The organism is Herbaspirillum aquaticum, from assembly GCF_002213425.1.
GTDB lineage: Bacteria > Pseudomonadota > Gammaproteobacteria > Burkholderiales > Burkholderiaceae_D > Herbaspirillum > Herbaspirillum aquaticum.
This window is the reverse complement of the sequence record NZ_NJGV01000029.1, coordinates 14,471-34,027: the sequence shown is the minus strand read 5'-3', so window position 1 is coordinate 34,027 and position 19,557 is coordinate 14,471. Positions and strand designations below refer to the sequence as shown.

Annotated in this window: 19 protein-coding genes, 1 tRNA gene and 1 riboswitch; of the genes, 13 read left to right on the top strand and 7 right to left on the bottom strand. The window is 63.6% G+C overall.

What is annotated here, in order from left to right; all coding sequences use genetic code 11:
* Positions 1–4: 4 nt before the first annotated feature.
* On the bottom strand, positions 5–1,249 hold the full coding sequence (glyA, locus tag CEJ45_RS22745; RefSeq protein ID WP_088757315.1) for a serine hydroxymethyltransferase: 1,245 nt from the start codon (positions 1,247–1,249) through the stop codon (positions 5–7).
* Between the two features lie 140 nt (positions 1,250–1,389).
* A riboswitch (ZMP/ZTP riboswitch) is annotated at positions 1,390–1,489 on the bottom strand.
* Between the two features lie 242 nt (positions 1,490–1,731).
* Here glyA and CEJ45_RS22740 point away from each other — a divergent pair.
* The 9 genes from CEJ45_RS22740 to CEJ45_RS22700 all read left to right on the top strand — a co-directional run bounded on the left by CEJ45_RS22740 (position 1,732) and on the right by CEJ45_RS22700 (position 8,321).
* On the top strand, positions 1,732–2,484 hold the full coding sequence (locus CEJ45_RS22740; RefSeq protein WP_088757314.1) for an SDR family oxidoreductase: 753 nt from the start codon (positions 1,732–1,734) through the stop codon (positions 2,482–2,484).
* A 223-nt stretch (positions 2,485–2,707) separates the two neighbouring features.
* The gene (gene ybgC / locus CEJ45_RS22735) at positions 2,708–3,169 is read left to right on the top strand and encodes a tol-pal system-associated acyl-CoA thioesterase (protein WP_088757313.1); all 462 of its coding nucleotides are present in this window, start codon (positions 2,708–2,710) and stop codon (positions 3,167–3,169) included.
* A 224-nt stretch (positions 3,170–3,393) separates the two neighbouring features.
* Complete coding sequence (gene tolQ / locus CEJ45_RS22730) at positions 3,394–4,095, top strand: protein TolQ (RefSeq protein WP_088757312.1); 702 nt, start codon at positions 3,394–3,396, stop codon at positions 4,093–4,095.
* Positions 4,095–4,529 (top strand): biopolymer transporter ExbD, encoded by a 435-nt coding sequence (locus CEJ45_RS22725; RefSeq protein ID WP_039788988.1) that lies wholly within the window; start codon positions 4,095–4,097, stop codon positions 4,527–4,529. Before tolQ ends, CEJ45_RS22725 begins: the two co-directional genes overlap by 1 nt.
* Before the next feature lie 17 nt (positions 4,530–4,546).
* On the top strand, positions 4,547–5,518 hold the full coding sequence (gene tolA, locus CEJ45_RS22720) for a cell envelope integrity protein TolA (protein WP_088757311.1): 972 nt from the start codon (positions 4,547–4,549) through the stop codon (positions 5,516–5,518).
* Positions 5,519–5,521: 3 nt separating this feature from the next.
* A complete protein-coding gene (gene tolB, locus CEJ45_RS22715; RefSeq protein WP_088757310.1) occupies positions 5,522–6,820 on the top strand; it encodes a Tol-Pal system beta propeller repeat protein TolB in 1,299 nt (432 codons plus the stop codon).
* A 43-nt stretch (positions 6,821–6,863) separates the two neighbouring features.
* A complete protein-coding gene (gene pal, locus CEJ45_RS22710) occupies positions 6,864–7,382 on the top strand; it encodes a peptidoglycan-associated lipoprotein Pal (protein ID WP_008326545.1) in 519 nt (172 codons plus the stop codon).
* Between the two features lie 5 nt (positions 7,383–7,387).
* Positions 7,388–8,143 (top strand): tol-pal system protein YbgF, encoded by a 756-nt coding sequence (ybgF, locus tag CEJ45_RS22705; protein WP_088757309.1) that lies wholly within the window; start codon positions 7,388–7,390, stop codon positions 8,141–8,143.
* Between the two features lie 102 nt (positions 8,144–8,245).
* Positions 8,246–8,321, top strand: a tRNA-Lys gene (locus tag CEJ45_RS22700).
* Between the two features lie 280 nt (positions 8,322–8,601).
* Here CEJ45_RS22700 and lldD read toward each other — a convergent pair.
* Together lldD and CEJ45_RS22690 are read right to left on the bottom strand one after the other, a co-directional pair.
* Positions 8,602–9,753 (bottom strand): FMN-dependent L-lactate dehydrogenase LldD, encoded by a 1,152-nt coding sequence (lldD, locus tag CEJ45_RS22695; RefSeq protein ID WP_088757308.1) that lies wholly within the window; start codon positions 9,751–9,753, stop codon positions 8,602–8,604.
* Positions 9,754–9,778: 25 nt separating this feature from the next.
* Positions 9,779–10,516 carry an FCD domain-containing protein gene (locus CEJ45_RS22690; RefSeq protein WP_088757307.1) on the bottom strand — a complete coding sequence of 246 codons (738 nt, stop codon included), beginning with the start codon at positions 10,514–10,516 and terminating at the stop codon, positions 9,779–9,781.
* A 128-nt stretch (positions 10,517–10,644) separates the two neighbouring features.
* Between CEJ45_RS22690 and CEJ45_RS22685 the strand changes: the two genes are divergently transcribed.
* Entirely contained in the window at positions 10,645–12,489 is a 1,845-nt protein-coding gene (locus tag CEJ45_RS22685; RefSeq protein ID WP_088757306.1) for an FUSC family protein, read from the top strand.
* 191 nt (positions 12,490–12,680) lie between these two features.
* Entirely contained in the window at positions 12,681–15,002 is a 2,322-nt protein-coding gene (locus CEJ45_RS22680; protein ID WP_088757305.1) for an SLC26A/SulP transporter family protein, read from the top strand.
* Here CEJ45_RS22680 and CEJ45_RS22675 read toward each other — a convergent pair.
* Entirely contained in the window at positions 14,996–15,910 is a 915-nt protein-coding gene (locus tag CEJ45_RS22675; protein WP_088757304.1) for an alpha/beta hydrolase family protein, read from the bottom strand. The genes CEJ45_RS22680 and CEJ45_RS22675 overlap by 7 nt on opposite strands.
* Before the next feature lie 151 nt (positions 15,911–16,061).
* Here CEJ45_RS22675 and CEJ45_RS22670 point away from each other — a divergent pair, with 151 nt between their 5' ends.
* A complete protein-coding gene (locus tag CEJ45_RS22670; RefSeq protein WP_088757303.1) occupies positions 16,062–16,523 on the top strand; it encodes a hypothetical protein in 462 nt (153 codons plus the stop codon).
* Between the two features lie 33 nt (positions 16,524–16,556).
* On the top strand, positions 16,557–16,931 hold the full coding sequence (locus CEJ45_RS22665; protein WP_088757302.1) for a DUF423 domain-containing protein: 375 nt from the start codon (positions 16,557–16,559) through the stop codon (positions 16,929–16,931).
* A 72-nt stretch (positions 16,932–17,003) separates the two neighbouring features.
* Here the strand turns inward: CEJ45_RS22665 and CEJ45_RS22660 are convergent, their stop codons facing one another.
* Genes CEJ45_RS22660 through ntrB form a run of 3 tightly spaced genes read right to left on the bottom strand, consistent with a single transcriptional unit; the run spans position 17,004 to position 19,517 of the window.
* A complete protein-coding gene (locus CEJ45_RS22660) occupies positions 17,004–17,693 on the bottom strand; it encodes a methyl-accepting chemotaxis protein (protein ID WP_088757301.1) in 690 nt (229 codons plus the stop codon).
* A 56-nt stretch (positions 17,694–17,749) separates the two neighbouring features.
* Positions 17,750–18,562 (bottom strand): ABC transporter ATP-binding protein, encoded by an 813-nt coding sequence (locus CEJ45_RS22655; protein WP_088757300.1) that lies wholly within the window; start codon positions 18,560–18,562, stop codon positions 17,750–17,752.
* Positions 18,563–18,575: 13 nt separating this feature from the next.
* The gene (gene ntrB / locus CEJ45_RS22650; protein WP_088757354.1) at positions 18,576–19,517 is read right to left on the bottom strand and encodes a nitrate ABC transporter permease; all 942 of its coding nucleotides are present in this window, start codon (positions 19,515–19,517) and stop codon (positions 18,576–18,578) included.
* Positions 19,518–19,557: the final 40 nt, after the last annotated feature.

Sequence of the window (19,557 nt, the reverse complement as noted above, 5' to 3'; positions counted from 1 at the left end):
TGGATCAGCCGTAGACCGGGAAGGCTTCAGTCAGCTTCTTCACTTCGGCCTTGACGCGCTCGATGGTGGCTGCATCGTGCGGGTTGTCCAGCACGTCGGCGATCAGGTTGCCGACCTTCTCGGCTTCGGCTTCCTTGAAACCACGGGTCGTCATGGCCGGGCTGCCCAGGCGGATGCCGGAGGTCACGAATGGCTTTTCCGGATCGTTGGGGATGCCGTTCTTGTTGCAGGTCATATGGGCCGAACCCAGGATGGCTTCGGCTTCCTTGCCGGTCAGGCCCTTGGGACGCAGGTCCACCAGCATCACGTGCGACTCGGTGCCGCCGGAGACGATGCGCAGGCCGCGCTTGATCAGGGTCTTGGCCAGCACGTCGGCGTTCTTCACCACTTGCTGCTGGTACGCCTTGAATTCCGGCGACGCCGCTTCCTTGAAGGCCACGGCCTTGGCAGCGATGACGTGCATCAGCGGGCCGCCCTGGATGCCGGGGAAGATGGCCGAGTTGATGGCCTTCTCGTGCTCGGCCTTCATCAGGATCACGCCACCGCGCGGACCGCGCAGGGACTTGTGGGTGGTCGAGGTGACGAAGTCGGCGAAGGGCACCGGGTTCGGGTACACGCCGGCCGCGATCAGGCCGGCGTAGTGGGCCATGTCCACCATGAAGTAGGCGCCGACTTCCTTGGCGATCTTGGCGAAGCGCTCGAAATCGATGCGCAGCGAGTAAGCCGAGGCGCCAGCGATGATCAGCTTGGGCTTCTTCTCACGGGCCAGGCGTTCCATGGCGTCGTAGTCGATTTCTTCCTTGTCGTTCAGGCCGTAGGAAACCACGTTGAACCACTTGCCCGACATGTTCAGTGCCATGCCGTGGGTCAGGTGGCCGCCTTCTGCCAGCGACATGCCCATGATGGTGTCGCCCGGTTTCAACATGGCGAAGAACACGCCCTGGTTGGCCTGGGAACCGGAGTTCGGTTGCACGTTGGCGGCTTCGGCGCCGAACAGGGCCTTCAGGCGGTCGATGGCCAGCTGCTCGGCCACGTCCACGAATTCACAGCCGCCGTAGTAGCGCTTGCCCGGATAGCCTTCGGCGTACTTGTTGGTCAGCTGCGAACCTTGCGCTTCCATCACGGCCGGCGAGGTGTAGTTTTCGGACGCGATCAGCTCGATGTGATCCTGCTGGCGGGTGTTTTCCTTCTGGATGGCAGACCACAGGTCGGGATCGACTTCCGCGAGAGTCTGGTTCTTGTCAAACATGGTTTTTCTCCAAATTGATGAGCTGGGCCGAAGATCGCGTCACCGGCAGCATGCGGACATGCCGGGGGCTCGACTTCCGAAATCGAATGAGGGCCTGAAAAATGGAATGGGATTGCGGGCAGCCTCAGTCGTACTGTCCATTCGGCTGCCCAGGCGCACGGCTGTTGAAATCTCACGCTTCCCGATGGATCCCCATCTTGGCCGGTTTTAAGCGGCTTTTCGCCAGTCACGTGAGACGAAATGGTGAACGCATTGTAGTGAAACGGGGCGATTTGGGCAAGAACCATGGTGGCCGCGCAACAGCATCGCACCACGCGAATATGAACGAAAAAGCGAGAAAACCGCGTGCAAAAGCGCCCCCATCCTCGTAAAAAGCGGCTTTCGGCTACAATTTCGTTTTATCTCCGGACTGCTGGCATGAAGCTTTACACAAGCTCTGCGCCGGCGCCGGTCCAACTGCCACACAACAGGAGAATCAAGAGATGGTCGTGTTGATTACAGGAGCAACCGCAGGCTTCGGCGCCGCCATGGCGCGCAAATTTGCCGGCAACGGTCACAAGGTGATCGCGGCCGGTCGCCGCAAGGAGCGCCTGGATGACCTGGTCAAGGAACTGGGTGCCGACAAGGTGCTGCCCCTGGTGCTGGACGTGACCAGCAAGGAATCGATCAACGCCGGCCTGGAGAGCCTCTCGGGCGAATGGAAGCAGGTCGACGTGCTGATCAACAACGCCGGCCTGGCCCTGGGCCTGGGCCCGGCCCACGAAGTGGCGCTGTCGGACTGGGAAACCATGATCGACACCAACGTCAAGGGCCTGGTCACCATCACCCACGCCCTGCTGCCGGAGATGGTCAAGCGCGGCAGCGGCACCATCATCAACCTGGGCTCGGTGGCCGGTGCCTACCCCTACCCGGGCGGCAACGTCTACGGTGCCACCAAGGCCTTCGTCGACCAGTTCACCCTGAACCTGCGCGCTGACCTGGTCGGTACCGGCGTGCGCGCCACCAACCTGGCCCCCGGCCTGTGCGGCGGCACCGAGTTCTCCAACGTGCGCTTCAAGGGTGACGATGGGGCGGCAGCGAAGGTGTATGAAGGAACCACCCCGCTGACGGCCGAAGACATCGCCGAAGCCGCCTTCTGGGTCGCCACCATGCCCGCCCATGTGAACATCAATTACATGGAACTGATGCCGACCTGCCAGGGCTTCAGCCCCTTCAACATCAAGCGCAAACAGTAAGGGATGGAGTAGAATGGCGTTTTTGCCGAAGGTGCCCTGGCACCGCAAGAACGCCATCCTCGCCAGATCATTGCCTGATGGACAAGTTCTTCTGGCAGCGGCCGGCCCCTCCCAGTCCGCTTGCCTGACGGCATCATCGTGAATCGCCGACGTGTTTTCCTTGATTCGTTTTTCTTGATTCCTTCTTCACTGCCACAGCAGATTTCCCAATAACAAGAAGCATATGAGTGCCGCCAGTAGTCCATTCGACTGGAATATCCGGGTCTATTATGAAGATACTGACACCGGAGGCGTAGTCTTCTACGCCAACTACCTGAAGTTCTTCGAGCGCGCCCGCACGGAATGGCTGCGCTCCTTCGGTTTCCAGCAACAGCACCTGGCCGAGACCACCGGCGCCATCTTCGTGGTCAAGAACACCAGTGTCGACTATCTCTCGCCAGCCCGCCTGGACGATGAACTCCGCATGACCGTCGTGGTCGAAAAATGTCGAAATGCCTCCATGCAATTCATCCAGGAGGCCTGGCGCCTGCCGTCGGGGGACGGCTTGGATGGCGCCCATGCCGATGATGTGCAACCCAGGCTGCTGGCACGAGGCAGCATTACCGTAGTCTGCGTGGACCAGGCCACTTTCCGGCCGCGTCCGATTCCTGACGAATTGATGACCTGCATCAAAACGACCACATGATGTCAACGAAAAAGCTCATCCGGGCCTTTATGGTGCTGGGCGTGTCGCCGCAGGGCGACAAACTCCCGCCGGCTGGGACAATCTGCACCATGGAAAACTTCTCTGCGTATTTACCGTCTTTTGTTTCGTATCGTTTCATCAACACATGAACGATTGAACACTACAACAGATCCTTAACCTAGCTTCATCATCCAAACGCCGCCTCCAAGCCGCCACACTTTCCCATGAACGTCACACAAGACCTGTCCTTCATTTCACTGATCGCAAACGCGTCCGTCCTGGTGCAACTGGTGATGCTGCTGCTGCTGTCGGCATCGATCATCAGCTGGACCTACATCTTCCGCAAGATGTTCACCATTCGCTCGGCGCGCGTGCAGACCGAGGAATTCGAACGCGTCTTCTGGTCTGGCGGCAACCTCTCGGCGCTGTATCAGGATGCCTTGTCCAACCGCCGCAAGGCCGACGCCGGTGGCGCGCTGGAGCGCATCTTCCAGGCCGGCATGGGCGAATTCACCAAGGCCAAGGCATCGGTTGCCGCCCGCGGCGGCGCAGTCGATCCCGGCCTGCTGCTGGACGGTGCCCGCCGTGCCATGCGCGCGGCCTACCAGCGCGAGATGGATGCGCTGGAATCGCACCTGGCCTTCCTGGCCTCGGTCGGGTCGGTCTCCCCGTATGTGGGCCTGTTCGGCACCGTCTGGGGCATCATGAACGCCTTCCGCGGCCTGGCCAACGTGCAGCAGGCCACCCTGGCGGCCGTCGCGCCCGGCATTGCCGAAGCCCTGATCGCCACGGCCATCGGCCTGTTCGCGGCCATTCCGGCGGTGGTGGCCTACAACCGCTATTCGCACGACATCGACCGTCTGGCGATCCGCTTCGAGAGCTTCATCGAAGAGTTCTCCAACATCTTGCAACGTCAGGCACGCTAATGGCTGGCTCATCGATGCGCGGGGGCCGTCCCCGCAAGTTCAAGTCCGAGATCAACGTCGTGCCCTACATCGATGTGATGCTGGTGCTGCTCATCATCTTCATGGTGGCCACCCCCATCACCAATCCCAGCGTGATCAACCTGCCTACGGCGGGCAAGTCCACGCAGCCGCCGTCGGATTACATCGAGATCGCCTTGAAGCCCAACGCCCAGGCCACCATCCGCATCAACGGCCCCAAGAGCGGCGGCAAGAAGGCCGAGACCGTGACCGGCAAGACCGACCTGTCGGAACGCCTGCGCAAGCTGCATGAGGACAATCCGGACCTGGCCGTGATGATTTCGGCCGACAAGGAAATCAAGTACGACGACGTGGTGCAAGTCATCTCGGAAGCCAAGAAACAAGGAATCGCGCGGGTCGGCCTGGCCACCAAGTAAGCGCACAGCCGAGTGATATGAGCGATAACGCACACTACACCATCCCCAAGCCACCCGGCCGCTGGCGCGCCATCACGCTGGCGCTGGTGATGCACGTGGCCTTGTTCCTGTTCTTCTGGATCGGCATCCGCTGGCAGAGCGAAACACCGCTGACCGTGGAAGCCGAGATCTGGGATCCGCAGTACAAGGAAGCCGCGCCCCTGCCCACGCCGCCCCAGCCGCAGCCCGAACCGGATCCGGTGGTCGAGCCGCCCAAGCCGCAGCCCGTGATCGAGCCCAAGCCCGTCGCCCCCAAGGTGATCGACGAGCCCAAGCTCGACAAGCCCGATATCGCCCTGCAAAAAGAGAAGGAAAAGAAGCGCAAGGAAGAGCAGGAGAAACAGGAAAAGGCTGACAAGCTCAAGGCCGAAAAGGAAAAGGCCGAGCGCGAGAAGAAGGAACAGGCCGAGAAGGACAAGGCGGAACGCGAGAAGAAGGAAAAGCTGGAAGCCGAAAAGCAGAAGAAGCTGAAGGAAGAAAAGCAGAAGGAAGAAGAGGCCAAGAAGAAGGCCGACGCCGAAAAGCAGGCTGCCGACAAGAAGAAGCAGCAGCAAGCCGCGGCCGACGCCAAGGCTGCTGAAGCACGTCGCCAGGAAGACTTGAAGCGCATGATGGGCCAGGCGACCAGTGCCACCGGCGGCACCGGCACGGCGGAGAAGTCGCAAGGTCCGAAGGGCAGCCCGAACTACGCCAACAAGTTGCGCGCCAAGATCCGCAGCAATACGGTCTTCGACAATAGCGGCGTCAGCGGAAACCCTGCCGGGGAGTACACTGTCGAATTGTTCCCGGACGGGACCGTACGCAGCGTGCGTGTGAACAAGCCTTCAGGCGTCCCGGGCTTCGACGAAGCCGTGCGCACTGCCATCATGAAGTCCCAGCCCTTCCCGGCCGACGCGGATGGCAAGGTACCGTCCAGCTTCACATTCACCCATTATCCGAAAGATCAGTAAACGATGATTAAAGCCCGTTACCTGACCCTGTCCCTGACCCGCATGGCCACTGCCATGGTGGCCGTGGCCGGCCTGTCCTTCGCCCCGGCCTCGCAGGCGCAGATCCGCTTCGAGATCACCGGCGTGGGTGCTTCCCAGATCCCGGTGGCCATCACCGCCTTCCCCGGCGAAGAAGCCGCGCCGCAGCAGATCACCTCGGTGGTCAAGGCCGACCTGGCCCGCAGCGGCATCTTCAAGCTCATCGACAATGGCGATGCACTCTCGGACTCCTCGGCCATCAACTATGCCGACTGGCAGAAGCGCGGTGCCAATGCACTGGCCGTGGGCAGCGTCACGCGCCTGGCCGATGGCCGTTTCGACGTGCGTTATCGCCTCTTCGACACGGTGCAATCGACCCAGCTCTCGGCCCTGTCCATCGGCGCCCAGCCGCAACTGCTGCGCCTGACCGCGCACAAGATCGCCGACGACATCTACCAGAAGCTGACCGGCATTCCCGGCATCTTCTCCACCCGCATCTCCTACGTGACCAAGTCCGGCAGCGAATACCGCCTGGAAGTGGCTGATGCCGATGGTGAAGGCACGCAAGTGGCACTGCGCTCCAATGAGCCGATCATTTCGCCGTCCTGGTCGCCTGACGGCACCAAGGTCGCCTACGTCTCCTTCGAGATGAAGAAGCCGGTGGTCTACATCCAGAACCTGGTGACCCGCCAGCGCTCCATCGTGGCCAACTTCAAGGGCAGCAACTCGGCCCCGGCCTGGTCGCCGGACGGCTCGCGCCTGGCCGTGGCCCTGACCCGCGATGGCCTGACCCAGGTGTACGTGATCAATGCCGACGGTTCGGGCCTGCGCCGCCTGACCAACAGCGCCGGCATCGATACCGAACCGCAGTTTTCGCCCGATGGCGGTAGCGTCTACTTCACCAGCGACCGCAGCGGCGGTCCGCAGGTGTACAAGGTCGGCCTGGATGGTGGCTCGCCCCAGCGCGTCACCTTCAATGGCAGCTACAACATCAGCCCGCGCATTTCGCCGGATGGCAAGACGCTGGCCTTCATCTCGCGTCGCGACGGTCTGTTCCAGCTGTATGCGCTGGACCTGACCAATGGCCAGGAGATTCGCCTCTCCGACGGCAGCCGCGACCAGTCGCCCAGCTTTGCGCCCAATGGCAAATACATCATGTACGCGACGGAATCTGGTCGTCGCGGATCCCTGGCCGTCGTTTCCGTCGATGGCCGAATCAAACAGCGTCTCACGACGCAGGCCGGTGATATCAGGGAACCGACCTGGGGTCCGTTCATGAAATAAAGAAATCCAATATTGCTTTCATCACGACAAGGAGAAATCCAAAATGCGCACTATCAGTACCTTCGCCCTCATCGTCTCCAGCGCTGTCCTGCTGGCCGCCTGCTCGTCGACCAAGCTGGACGACAAGGCCAACGCTCCCGTGCAGAACGGCGCCAGCAACGGCGCTGACACCCGCGCCGTGGGCACCGTCAACGCCGGTTCGGTTGATCCGCTGAACGACCCGCAAGGCGTGCTGGCCAAGCGTAGCGTGTACTTCGACTACGACAGCTACACTGTCAAGCCGGAATACCGTACCGTCATCGAAAACCACGCCAAGTACCTGGTGGCCCACAAGGACCGCAAGGTGATCATCCAGGGCAACACCGATGATCGCGGTGGCGCCGAGTACAACCTGGCCCTGGGTCAGAAGCGTGCTGAAGCAGTCCGCAAGGCTCTGGTCCTGCTGGGCGTGTCGGATGCACAAGTGGAAGCGGTTTCCTTCGGCAAGGAAAAGCCCAAGGCACTGGGCCAGGATGAAGCGTCCTACGCCGAGAACCGTCGCGCTGACATCGCTTACCAATAATCGACATGCATACCGCTTTCAAACTGAAATCGGTAACCGTGGCGGCCTTGCTGGCCGCCACGGCTTTCCTACCGCTTACCGCCCGTGCCGGCCTGTTTGATGATGACGAGGCGCGCAAGGCCATCCTGGACATCCGTTCCAAGATCGAAGCCCTGCAGCGTGACGTCGCCAACAAGGCTGACAAGAACAGCGTCCTGACGCTCTCGGACCGCAACGACAACCTGCAATCCCAGATTGCGGCGCTGCGCGGCCAGATCGAGGTGCTGACCAACGAGATTACCAACGCCCAGCAACGCCAGAAGGATTTCTACGTCGACCTGGATGCACGCCTGCGCAAGCTGGAACCGCAGCAGGTGCAAGTCGATGGCCAGACCGTGGCTGTAGGCGTCTCCGAACAGCAGGCCTATGATGCGGCCCTGTCGCAATTCAAGGGTGGCGACTACAAGGGAGCGGGCAACGCCTTCGCCGACTTCCTCAAGCGCTATCCGCAATCCGGCTACGCCGCCTCGGCGCAATACTGGCAAGGCAATGCCCTGTACGCCCAGCGCGACTACAAGGGTGCCATCGCTGCGCAGCAGGTGGTGGTGAAGAATTATCCGGACAACCCCAAGGCCGCTGACGCCCTGCTCAACATCGCCAGTTCGCAAGCCGAACTGAAGGACAAGGCAGCGGCCAAGAAAACGCTGGAACAGTTGATCGCCAAGTATCCGAACACCCCTGCCGCGCAGACCGGCAAGGACAGGATGGCATCGCTCAAGTAAGCGGCTTCATCGCGGTGGGGTGTTTGATGAACGATCGATGATCGTTTGTGACGGCACAGTGTTGACACCGCTGATAGAGTTTGCCTATAATAGCGGTCTTTCGGGTCGTTAGCTCAGTTGGTAGAGCAGCGGACTTTTAATCCGTTGGTCGCAGGTTCGAGTCCCGCACGGCCTACCAGAAATACGAAGGGCTCCAGTTCGCTGGAGCCCTTTTTGTTTTTCGCGCTTGCGAAAACGTGACTGCAATTCAGACCCGGCATCCATCAGGATTTCCACGCTGCAAACCTGATCACCTTCGCACGAGACGACATGACACCATAGTTGGCAGTAATTGGTGAAATGAAGTGACGAAATGCATCGGCAAGCATCGCTGCTCTGCTTGCCATCGGCCTAGCCCGCGCGCACTACCTTGGGATACGCCGGCGTACATCCGATCCCCCAGCGCGGCCGGCGGAACGTCACTGCCCTTCTACCCCTGCCCTCACCAGACTATCCGCACTGATCTCCGCGATCCGGCGCGCCCCCGTCAAGGTCATGGCCACCTGCATCTCCCTGGCAAACAGACTCAGCACGTTCTCCACCCCTGCCTGCCCCTCTGCGGCCAGCGCATAGATGAAGGCGCGCCCCAGCATCACCGTATCGGCACCCAATGCCAGCAGTCGCACCACATCCAGTCCCGACCGCACGCCCGAATCCACCAGCAGGGCGAGATCCCCCTTCACCGCACTGGCGATCTCCGGCAAGGCGCGCGCGGTCGACAGCACGCCGTCCAGCTGGCGGCCACCATGGTTGGAGACCACGATGCCATCCGCACCGAATCGGACTGCCTCGCGCGCGTCCTCGGGATCAAGGATGCCCTTCAACAGCATGCTGCCCTGCCACGAATCACGTATCCACTGCAGGTCATGCCAACCGATGCCCGGATCGAAATTGGCTCCCAGCCAGCCCACGTAATCTTCCAGCCCGGTCTTCTTCTTGAGATACGCCGAGACATTGCCGAGATCATGCGGACGTCCCAGCAAACCCACATCCCACGCCCAGCGCGGATGCGTGACGGCCTGCAGATAGCGGCGCAGCGCCGCGTTGGGCCCGGACATGCCCGAATGGCGGTCGCGATAGCGTGCGCCCGGCACCGGCATGTCCACCGTGAACACCAGCGTGCGCACACCCGCCGCCCAGGCACGGTCCAGCACATTCTTCATGAACCCGCGATCCTTGAGCACATACAGCTGGAACCAGATCGGCCGCGTCACCGCCTGCTGCACCTCTTCGATCGGGCACACCGACACCGTCGACAAGGTGAAGGGGATGCCAGCCTTTTCTGCCGCCCGTGCCGCCTGCACTTCACCGCGCCGTGCATACATCCCGGTCAGGCCGACCGGCGACAGCGCCAGCGGCATGGACAGCGACTGGCCCAGCAGCGTGGTGGAGAGATCGACCTCGCCCACTTCCTTGAGCACCCGCTGACGCAAGGCCAGCTGGCGCAGGTCCAGCGAATTGCGCGCCAGTGTGTGTTCATCGTAGGCACCGCCGTCGATGTAATTGAACAGGAAACGCGGCAAGCGCCGCCGGGCGGCTTCGCGGTAATCGTGGGTGGAAGAGATGATCATGATGGTCCTGGTAACGTGAAGAAAATCAAACGGCAGCGGCACGCCGCGCCCGGGCAGGGGCTTCTTCGATGTCCAGCAGGCGCTGCTGTACGAAGTCGAGGTGCGCATTGGCATGCTGGCGCGCCTCCTCGGCGCGGCCGGCGAGAATGGCGTCGAGGATCTGGCGATGCTGCTTGTCCAGTTGGGCCACGATGTCCGGCAGGCGATACAGCTGCCGCAAGGTGTCGGCAATGCTGATCTCCAGCAGCCGCAGCAGGCCCGACATCACCTGCCGCAGCACCACATTGCGCGAGGCCTGGGCGATGGCCAGGTGAAAGGCGGCATCGGTGCGGGCCTGCGCGGCCAGGTCATCGAGGGGCGCGGTGGAGACGGCGAAATATGCCTGTTGCAAACGCTGCTTGTCTGATTCGCTAGCGCGCAGGGCGGCGAAATACGCGGCATCGCCTTCCAGCGAAAACCGGATCTCGGCCACGTCCTTCCAATAGCCGGCATCACTGCGGGCCAGCGGTGCGAGCGGCAGCAAGGCGTCGGCAATCGGATCGGTCAGCGCCGCATGCTCGTCTTCGGCCAGGAAAGTGCCACCGCCATGGCGGGCCACCAGTACACCCCGGCTGGTGAGCACGCCAATGGCCTCGCGCAGGGACGAACGCGACACGCCGAACTCCGAGGCCAGTGTGCGTTCAGACGGTAGCTTCTGGCCCGGTACCAGCGCACGCTGGGCAATCAGGTCGGCCAGGCGGTCAACCAGGGGAGAGGCAGTCATCGGCGGCTCCTTGGAAGGTGGTCGGACCACTTTACAGAGTCCTCACAAAGGTAGTGCAGTCGATTGTAGTATCCACTCCATACCACGCCAAATTCATTGAAAAAGTGGTCCGACCACTTGTACTTGCCATGCGCACCATCTTCCTGCCCGAGACCCGCACCCTCGCCGCCCATGCGCGCCGCATCGCACGGCGGCTGGAATTGCGCTCTTTTCCTTTGCTCCAGGAACAGTTCAGCGCCCAGGAAGGCTTGCGTGCCGGGGTCGCCATTGCCCTGCCGCTGGCGGCCGCCATGCTGAGCGGACAGCGCTGGCTGGCGTGGGCGGTGTTCGCCGCCTTCTGGACCTGCCTGTGCGATGCACCCGGCCCGCATGCGCAGCGCCGCCTGTTGCTGGGCATCTTTGCCCTGGCAGGAACAGTGGTGGCGTTCATCGGTGCCTGGACCTCCTCATGGACCCCGCATGCCGCCCTGCTCACGGCGCCGCTGATGGTGCTGGGCGCGGTCACGCTCACTGGTGCCATCGAGTCCGGTGCGCTACTGGGCACGCTGCTGGCGGTGGTCGCCGTAGTGGCGGCAGGCTTTCCGCAAGGCCAGGCGATGGCCGCGCTGCAGGCCGCGTCCTTCTGCGCTGGCGCGCTCTGGGCCTGGCTGCTCATCAACCTGATCTGGCGCATCGATGACCAGGCCGCCCTGCGCCAGGCCGCGCGCGCAGCCCTGCTGCGCATGCTCGACATGAGCCAGGCCCTGCTGGCCTCGCCAGCCGGCCAGCACCGCGACCAGCACTGGCACCGGGAGCACGGCGAACATCGCCGCGCCACGCGACTGGCCCTGGAACGCCTGCGTGCCATGCTGCAACGGCATGCCGGCACGGCCATGGCCGATGCACATCCCTGGGAACACCTGCTGCAGGCCAGCGAAATGATCTTCCACACGCTCATCGCCCTGGAGCACGCCGCCATCCAGCAACTGACCACCCCGCACGAGCAGCGGCGCGCCGCGCGCCTGGCCCTGGCGGTGCTGCTGCGCGCCCATGCCCGGCTGGAGGCCACCCGCGGCATGCCCCCCGGCCGCGCCCTGCAGGAGCGCTTCAGCGCCAGCCAGCAAGCGCCGGTGTCCGACCCGCTGGTTGCCGGCTGCCTGCGCGCGCTGTCGCACGCCGACAGGCTGCTGTGGGCCGAACAGCGCTCCCGGGAGGTGGCAGAAACCGCGCCCACGCCGCCCCGCAAGCCCCTGCTGCCGCAGCTGCACAAGAGCCTGCAGCAGGGTGGCCGCCAGGCAGCGGGGGTGGGTGCCGTGTTCTATGCGGCGCAGGCCTTCCACCTTGGCTATCCGTACTGGGCCACGATGGCTGTGGTGGTGGTGTTGCAGGGAGCCGCCCGCCAGACCTGGGCGCGCTGCGTGGAACGCATCCTTGGCAGCCTGCTGGGCGGCCTGCTGGCCTTGACGCTGCTGCAGCTGGTCCCGCCCCACGGGCTGCTGCTGCCGCTGCTGGCGATCCTGCTGGCAGGGCTGGCGATTGCCCTGCGGCTGGTGAACTACACGGTGTTCGTGGTGTTCCTGACCATGCTCTTCATCTGCGTGACCGACATGCTGCAGCCCGGTGCCGGCATCGCCTCGGCCCGCGCACTGGATAACCTGGTCGGCAGCGGCGCCGCCCTGTTGGCCGCGCTGGCGCTGTGGCCCGATCTGGGTGCCACGCCGCGCCAGCGTATCGCCGCCGGACTGGAGGCCAACCGCGCCTACCTGGATGCCGTACTGGCGCGCCAGCCGGCCCCGGTACTGCGCCAGCTGCAACGGCAGGCCGGGCTGGCCAGCATCGACGCCGAAACCGCCCTGCACGAACTGGGTGGCCTGCGCCGCCAGCGCGACGGACTGACCTCGGAAGAGGTCGCCTCCCTGCGCAGCCTGCGTGAACTGGCCGGGCAAGCTTCGGTGCAATGGCATCGCCAGCATGCCGACGGCAGATCGTCCTGAAGAGGATGTGAACGAGGATGTAAACGTTCACTTTTTTCCTGCATGCAACGGCTGCGCGGCCGTCGCGACCGGAATACCTGAGCTTTATTTCATTTCGCCCAGAAAGCCGCCTCTTGTTGTAATTCTGTCATTTTCGTGTGATAGATTGGCATTCATCATTGGCAATATCCGGACACCAGCGACCCTGCGGCATGCACCGCAGCGGCGCCCGTCCGGTATCGCGCGCGGGGGCGCGCGGCAAGACGCCAGACAACAAGAACGGCCGGCACGTGCGCGGCCATATCGATGGGGGTACAGGCATGCCGCACAAACGCGCAGCCTTCGGGGAAGGTCATCTGATGCCGCAATCCAGTCCGCTCACCCGCTTGCGCCACTGCCTGGGCAGCCTGCCGGCAGCCTGCGTGGTGGCACTGGTGTCGGTGAGCTATGCAGTGAGCTACGCCGTCATGATTTTCGGGGGCAGTGGCGATGGCCTCCTGCAGGCCGGCTTGCCGCTCATGTTCATCACCAGCGTGCTCTGCCTGCTGGTGATCTGCTTCACCAGTTCGTTGCCCTTCATGCTGGGCGGCGCCGACTCCAATTCGGTGGGCCTGCTCTCGCTGATGGTCGGCGGCATCAGCGCCACCATGCAACGTGCCCAACTTTCCCCGGCCGAGATCCTGGCCACGGTCACCACCGCCATCACCATGAGCAGCCTGTTGGTGGGTCTGGTGCTGATGCTGCTGGGCGCGCTGCGGCGGGGCAACCTGGTGCTGTTCGTCCCCTTCCCGGTGATCGGCGGTTTCCTCGCCGGCACCGGCTACCTGCTGTGGACCGGGGCCTTCACGGTGCTGACCGGACATCCCCTGGGCCTGGATGCCTTGGGCGCCGGCATTGAGCTGCACTGGCAGGAACTGCTGCCGGTGGCCATCGTGGTGGTCGGCATGCTGGGCCTGCCGGGACGCAAGTTCGAACATCCGCTGGCCCTGCCGGCCTCGCTGGCGCTGGCCAGTGCCGCCTTCTACGCCGCCCTGGCCGCCAGCGGCATCTCGCTGGCCCAGGCGCGTGCTTTTGGCTGGATGTTCGCGCCGCTGAGCCCCGGGCATGTGCAGCTGCCGGTGCAAGTCTCCTGGTCGCTGGTGCACTGGGACATCCTGTGGCGCCACTACGGCGAACTGCTGGCGCTCATTGCCGTGACCACACTGGCCATCCTGCTCAATGCCACCGGGGTAAGCCTGGCCACGCGGCGCGAGGTCGATTTCAACCGCGAGCTGCGCAGCGCCGGCCTGGCCAACATGCTCAGCGGGCTGTTCGGCGGCGTGGTCGGCTGTCATTCGCTCTCGCGCACGCTGCTGAACTACCGCTTCGGCTCGCGCGACCGCATCGCCACGCTGTTGGCAGCGCTGCTCTGCCTGGTGTTTGCACTTTTCTTCATCCCGCTGCTGGCCTATTTCCCCAAGCCGGTCCTGGCCGGCCTGCTCATCGGCCTGGGTGGCGGATTGCTCAATGAATGGCTGGTGCGCAGCCGCCGCCTGGCGCGCGGGGACTATTTCCTGATCGTGCTGATCGTGGCAGTGGTGGCCTGCTACGGCTTCGTCACCGGCGTAGCGCTGGGCGTGGTGGTGGCCTGCGTCCTGTTCGTGCTGGACTATGGCCGGGTATCCTGCGTGAAGATGGAATTCACCGGTGCCACGCTGCACTCCAAGCTCGAGCGCAGCGCCGCCGCCCAGGCCGAACTCAAGCAGCTGGGCCAGCGCGTCTTCGGCATGCGCCTGCAGGGTTTCCTGTTCTTTGGCAGCGCCAACCAGATCGTGCATCGGGTGCGCGAACAACTGCAGTCGCCGCGCCAGTTCATCATCATCGACTTCCGCCACGTCCAGGGCCTGGATGCATCGACCTCGCAGAGCTTCGTCAAGCTGGCGCAGGTGTGCGAGCACTACAAGGTGACCCTGATCCTGACCGGCATCAGCGAAGCGATCCGCCGCCCCATCGCACGCGCCGCCTTCCCCGGCCAGGCCCCGCGCGAGTTCGCCGATCTCGACCTGGCACTGGAATGGGTAGAAGACCAGTTGCTGCAACACGCCGCAGGCGACCAGTCGCGCGATGCCCTGCACAGCAGCCTGGCCGAGCATTTCGATGCGCGCGAACTGGCCGCCCTGCTGGCGCGCATGGAGAAAGTGGAACTGGCCGCCGGCACGATGCTGTTTCGCAAGGGTGATGCGGGTGATTCGATGTATTTCATCGACGAGGGGCTGGTCAGCATCTCGTTACCCCTGGAAGGAGGCGGCCGCATGCGTTTGCGCTCCTTCGGCAGTGCCACCATCGTGGGCGAGATGGCGCTCTACCGCGGCCAGCGGCGCACCGCCGACGTGGTCACCGATCGTCCCACGCGCGCCTGGCAACTGACGCGGGCCAACCTGCGCCAGCTGGAGCAGGACGACCCGGCCACGGCCCTGCGGCTGCATGCGTATGTGGTCAAGGTCATTGCCAGCCGGCTGGAATCGACCAATGAGGCGTATCGGCTGGCTTATTGAGCCGCACGCGGTGCCGGCAGGCCGAGCTTGTCGAGGAACTCGCCGACGATGGGCTCCCAGATCTCGGGGCCCCGGGCAAAGAGCGTATGCCCGTTCTGGGCGAAGGGCGGCAGGAGCCGATAGTCCGCCTTGCCGCCGGCCTTGACGAAGGCCTCGTGCCACGCCTTGCTGTGGGTCGGGGCGAAGTAGAGGTCGTTCTCGGTATAGATCCACAGCATGGGCATCTTCGTGGCCTGGCCAAAGCGGGCGTACATCTCTTCCAGCCGCTGGGGTGCGCAGGGATTGCCGGGACGTTTTTCCGGATCGCCGCCGGAGCCACCGGCAAAATTGATTGCACCCACGACCCCCTCGGGGTTGTGCGCGGAAGTGGCCACCGTGAGGTAGCCACCCACCGACTGACCCACCAGCAGCACGCGCTTGGCATCGACATACGGCTGCTGCCTGGCATAATCCAGCACGGCCAGGATTTCGGTGCTGCCGGCCTCGGCCATGGGCGCGTAATCCTTGCTGGCGCAACTGCCACTGTCCTCAGGATCGAACTGCGTCATGTAGGCGCCGTAGCCGATGCGGGTCGGTTCGAAGACGGCAAAGCCGCGCGAGACGAAGTAGCGTACCTGCCTGGTGAAGCGAAAACGCGGCGGATCCTGGCGATTGGTGGGACTGCGTCCGTGACTGAGGATGATCACCGGGAAAGGTCCCGGTCCGGCCGGCTTGAACTGGGTGATGACGACCTTGCCGCTCTCTTGCCGGCCATACATGTCCTTGACGCTTACGTCGATGCTGCTGACCGATTCGTTGATGTCCAGCGCCAGCTGCTGGGCGCGTCCCGAGAAGGGAACCAGGATCAGGCCGCACAGGCCCAATGCCGGCAGCAGCCTGCCGAAGGCGGAGAAAGAGAATTGGCGCATGGAATTTTTATGATGAGAGCCGGGCAGCCCGGAGTGCATAAGCTACCGCCATTGCGCTGTGCCAGGCAAGCGCTTTGGCACGTCCACGGCCGCTGCCTTGCGCCACAGCGATCCTATATACTGCTGCCTTCCCCCGACTCCCGCAGCCACCATGTCCGAGCAAGCCCCCGAACCGATCTTCCCCGATGATGCCGTCGCCGGCGCCGAGACCATTCCCGCGCCACGCCGCTGGATCGTCCTGCAGAACGTGCAGGAAGTGGAGACCTGGATCGACACCTACAACCGCGAACTGCAAGCCGTGGTCTTCCGTCACAAGATGAACACCGTCAACGCCGGCCAGGGCATCTGCTTCACGCTGGAGCTGGGCGGCGAGATCCATCTGCACACCACACCCGAAGGCCAGATCCTGCTGGACGTGAGCGAGGAAGCCGCATGGGCCGCCCCGGTCATCAGCGCTGCCGCCAATGTGCCCGCCCCCGCCGGCAGCGTATGGGTGCTGCCGCCGGATACCCTGACGCAACTGATCCTGGGATTGTCGGGCCTGATCGCTACCTCCCAGTTCGTATTGCGGCATGAGTATCGGCTGGGCAAGGGCATGCGCCCGACTTATTGAATCGCTGATGACCGCTGACCGAGAACGAGACCGATGAAAGAACGCACCCTGATCGCCGCCGGCGCGCTGAACATGTTCGTGGCCGTGGGCTGTGGCGCCTTCGGCGCGCATGGTTTGAAGAAAATGATTTCCGAAGAGATGCTGGCGATCTGGCACACCGCCGTGACCTACCAGGTCATGCATGCGCTGGGCATGATTGCCATCGCGCTGCTCATGCCACGCATGGCCGGGGCCGCCCTGCACTGGGCCGGCCGGCTGATGCTGGCGGGCATCGTCATCTTCAGCGGCAGCCTCTACCTGCTGGCCCTGACCGGCACGCGCATCCTGGGCGCCATCACGCCGTTCGGCGGCGTGGCCTTCCTCGCTGCTTGGCTGCTGGTGGCATGGGCAGCGTTGAAGAACCGGTGAGCAGCATTAAGCAAGATTAAATGCTCTGCAAAAGAGCATTAAACGCAGATGAATGGCGCCAGGAAGGCGAGTTCAGGCGGCAGCACCGCTCAAGGCCTCCTTGACCAGTTCATCGATTTCACCGGTGATGTTGGAAAGCACACCGGCCACCACCGAAAATTCCCGGCCCGCCTGTCCTGACCGGGCCGCCACGATACGGGCATTGAAGGCCACCATCTTGGCTTCGCGCGCAATGGTTTCGATATCGGTCATGATGCCGCGCAACTGTTCGCGCATGAGGCGCGCATGCTTCCTGGACTGCGCTTCGTAGACCGCCGTGATCTCGTTCAACACGGCCAGGAGCGGCGTGGTTTCCTGCACCAGTTGTTCCAGCAGGGCCGGACCGGTCTTGAGCTTGTCCTCGATGGCATTGAGCGCACGTTGCGCCAGCTCGGCAAAACTGGTGATGCGGGCATCGCCCCGGCTGCGTCCGAAATAGACCTCTTCCAGCTCCGGGCAGAAGACGCCGGGCAAATCCCCGGAGCGCTTGAGCAAGGCCGCATGGGCACTGCGAAACAAGCCCAGCGCCTCGCGCGCGGTGGCACACGCGCCCTGCTGGCCCTGTGCGGCCAGCACCGCGTACAGCACCAGGCGCTGCGAGGTGAAACGGCGGCGGCCCGAGAGATTGATCAGGGCACCGAACACTTCGCCCGAGAGCGGAACGACTCCGGATGCCTCCTCCCCTTGAACCGGGGCCTCTTCGATGACAGCCAGGCTGCTCATGGACTTCTCCTTCAATGGCATTGGACAGGTGGCCTTGGCACTCCGCTAGCGCAGGCTCACGCTGCCTCCCGGGCCGGATGCGCCTGCTTGCGATACAGGAACTCCAGCACCGCCGTGCGATAGGCACCATACTGCGCATCCTGCGCCAGCGTGACACGGTCACGCGGACGCGGCAGCTTCACTTCCACGACCTCACCGATGGTGGCGGCCGGTCCGTTGGTCATCATCACGATCCGGTCCGACAGCAGCACTGCCTCATCCACATCGTGGGTCACCATCACCACGGTGGATTCGGTCTTGGCAACGATCTTCAACAGCTCATCCTGCAGGTGCGCGCGCGTCAACGCATCGAGGGCACCAAAGGGTTCATCCATCAGCAAGACCTTGGGCTCCATCGCCAACGCGCGGGCAATGCCAACGCGCTGCTTCATGCCGCCGGAGATCTCATTGGGCCGCTTGGCCTCGGCGGCGGTCAGCCCCACCAGCGCCAGCGCGGCACGCGTGCGGTCACGCAGCTGGGTGCGATTCTCGGTGGCGCCGAAGACACGCTCCACGCCGAGATAGATGTTTTCGTAGCAGGTCAGCCAGGGCAGCAGCGAGTGGTTCTGGAACACGACTGCGCGCTCCGGGGCCGGGCCGCCGATTTCGCGATTGGCACACAGCAGCACGCCCTCGCTGGGCTTGAGCAGACCCGCGATCAGGTTCAGCAAGGTCGACTTGCCGCAGCCGGAGTGCCCGATCAAGGTCACGAACTCGCCCTTGGCCACCGTCAGGTTGATCTCGCGCAGTGCATGGAAGACGCCCTTCTTGGTGTGGAACACCATCTCCACGCCGTGGATGTCGATGAACTTGCCGTTGATGTTGTCCATGATCCTGCCCTCCTCAGTTGTTGACCTGTTCGTAGGTAAACGCCTTGGCCAGCGCCACCAGCAATTGCTCCAGCACCAGCCCCACCACCCCGATGACGACGATGGCGATGATGATGTGCGGCACGTTCAGGTTGTTCCATTCATCCCAGACCCAGAAGCCGATACCGACACCACCGGTGAGCATCTCGGCGGCCACGATCACCAGCCACGCAGTCCCGATGGAAAGACGCACGCCCGTCAGCATGTAAGGCAACACCGAAGGGAACAGGATCTTGGTCAGCACCTTCCATTCAGAGAGATTCAAGACCCGCGCCACGTTCATGTAATCCTGCGGCACGCGCTGCACACCGACGGCCGTGTTGATGATCATCGGCCAGATCGAGCAGATGAAGATCGACCAGATCGCCGCCGGATTGGCCGACTTGAAGACCAGCAAACCAATGGGCAGCCAGGCCAGCGGCGAGACCGGACGCAGCAGGCTGATGATGGGGCCGAACATGCGCGAGAGGAATTCCACGCGGCCGATCGCAAAGCCCAGCGGGATGCCCACCAGCGCGGCCAGTCCAAAGCCCATGCCGACCCGTTGCAGCGAGGCCAGCACGTTCCAGCCTATGCCCTGGTCATTGGGACTGTTGCGGTAGAAGGGATCGGAAAACATCACGCCCGCTTCCTTCAGGGTCACCCATGGCGTGGGGAAACTGGCGGTCTTCAAGGCGATGATCTGCCAGACCAGCACCAGCAGCGCCACCCCCAGCAGCGGCGGCACCACGCGCATGAAGAGTCCGCCCGCGATGATCTTCTTGCGCAGGCTGCGTGTCTTCACGCTGCCGGCAGCGCTGGCCGCAGGCGCCACCTGCGCTTCGTTGGCGGCGGCGGCACGCAGCGGCTCGCTGGCCGCAGGCACGCCGGCGGGCTTGGCGTTGTCACCCATGATGCTTTCTGCGACTGCACTCATCATCTTCCCCTTGCTCTATGCACTTCACCTTGATGGACAC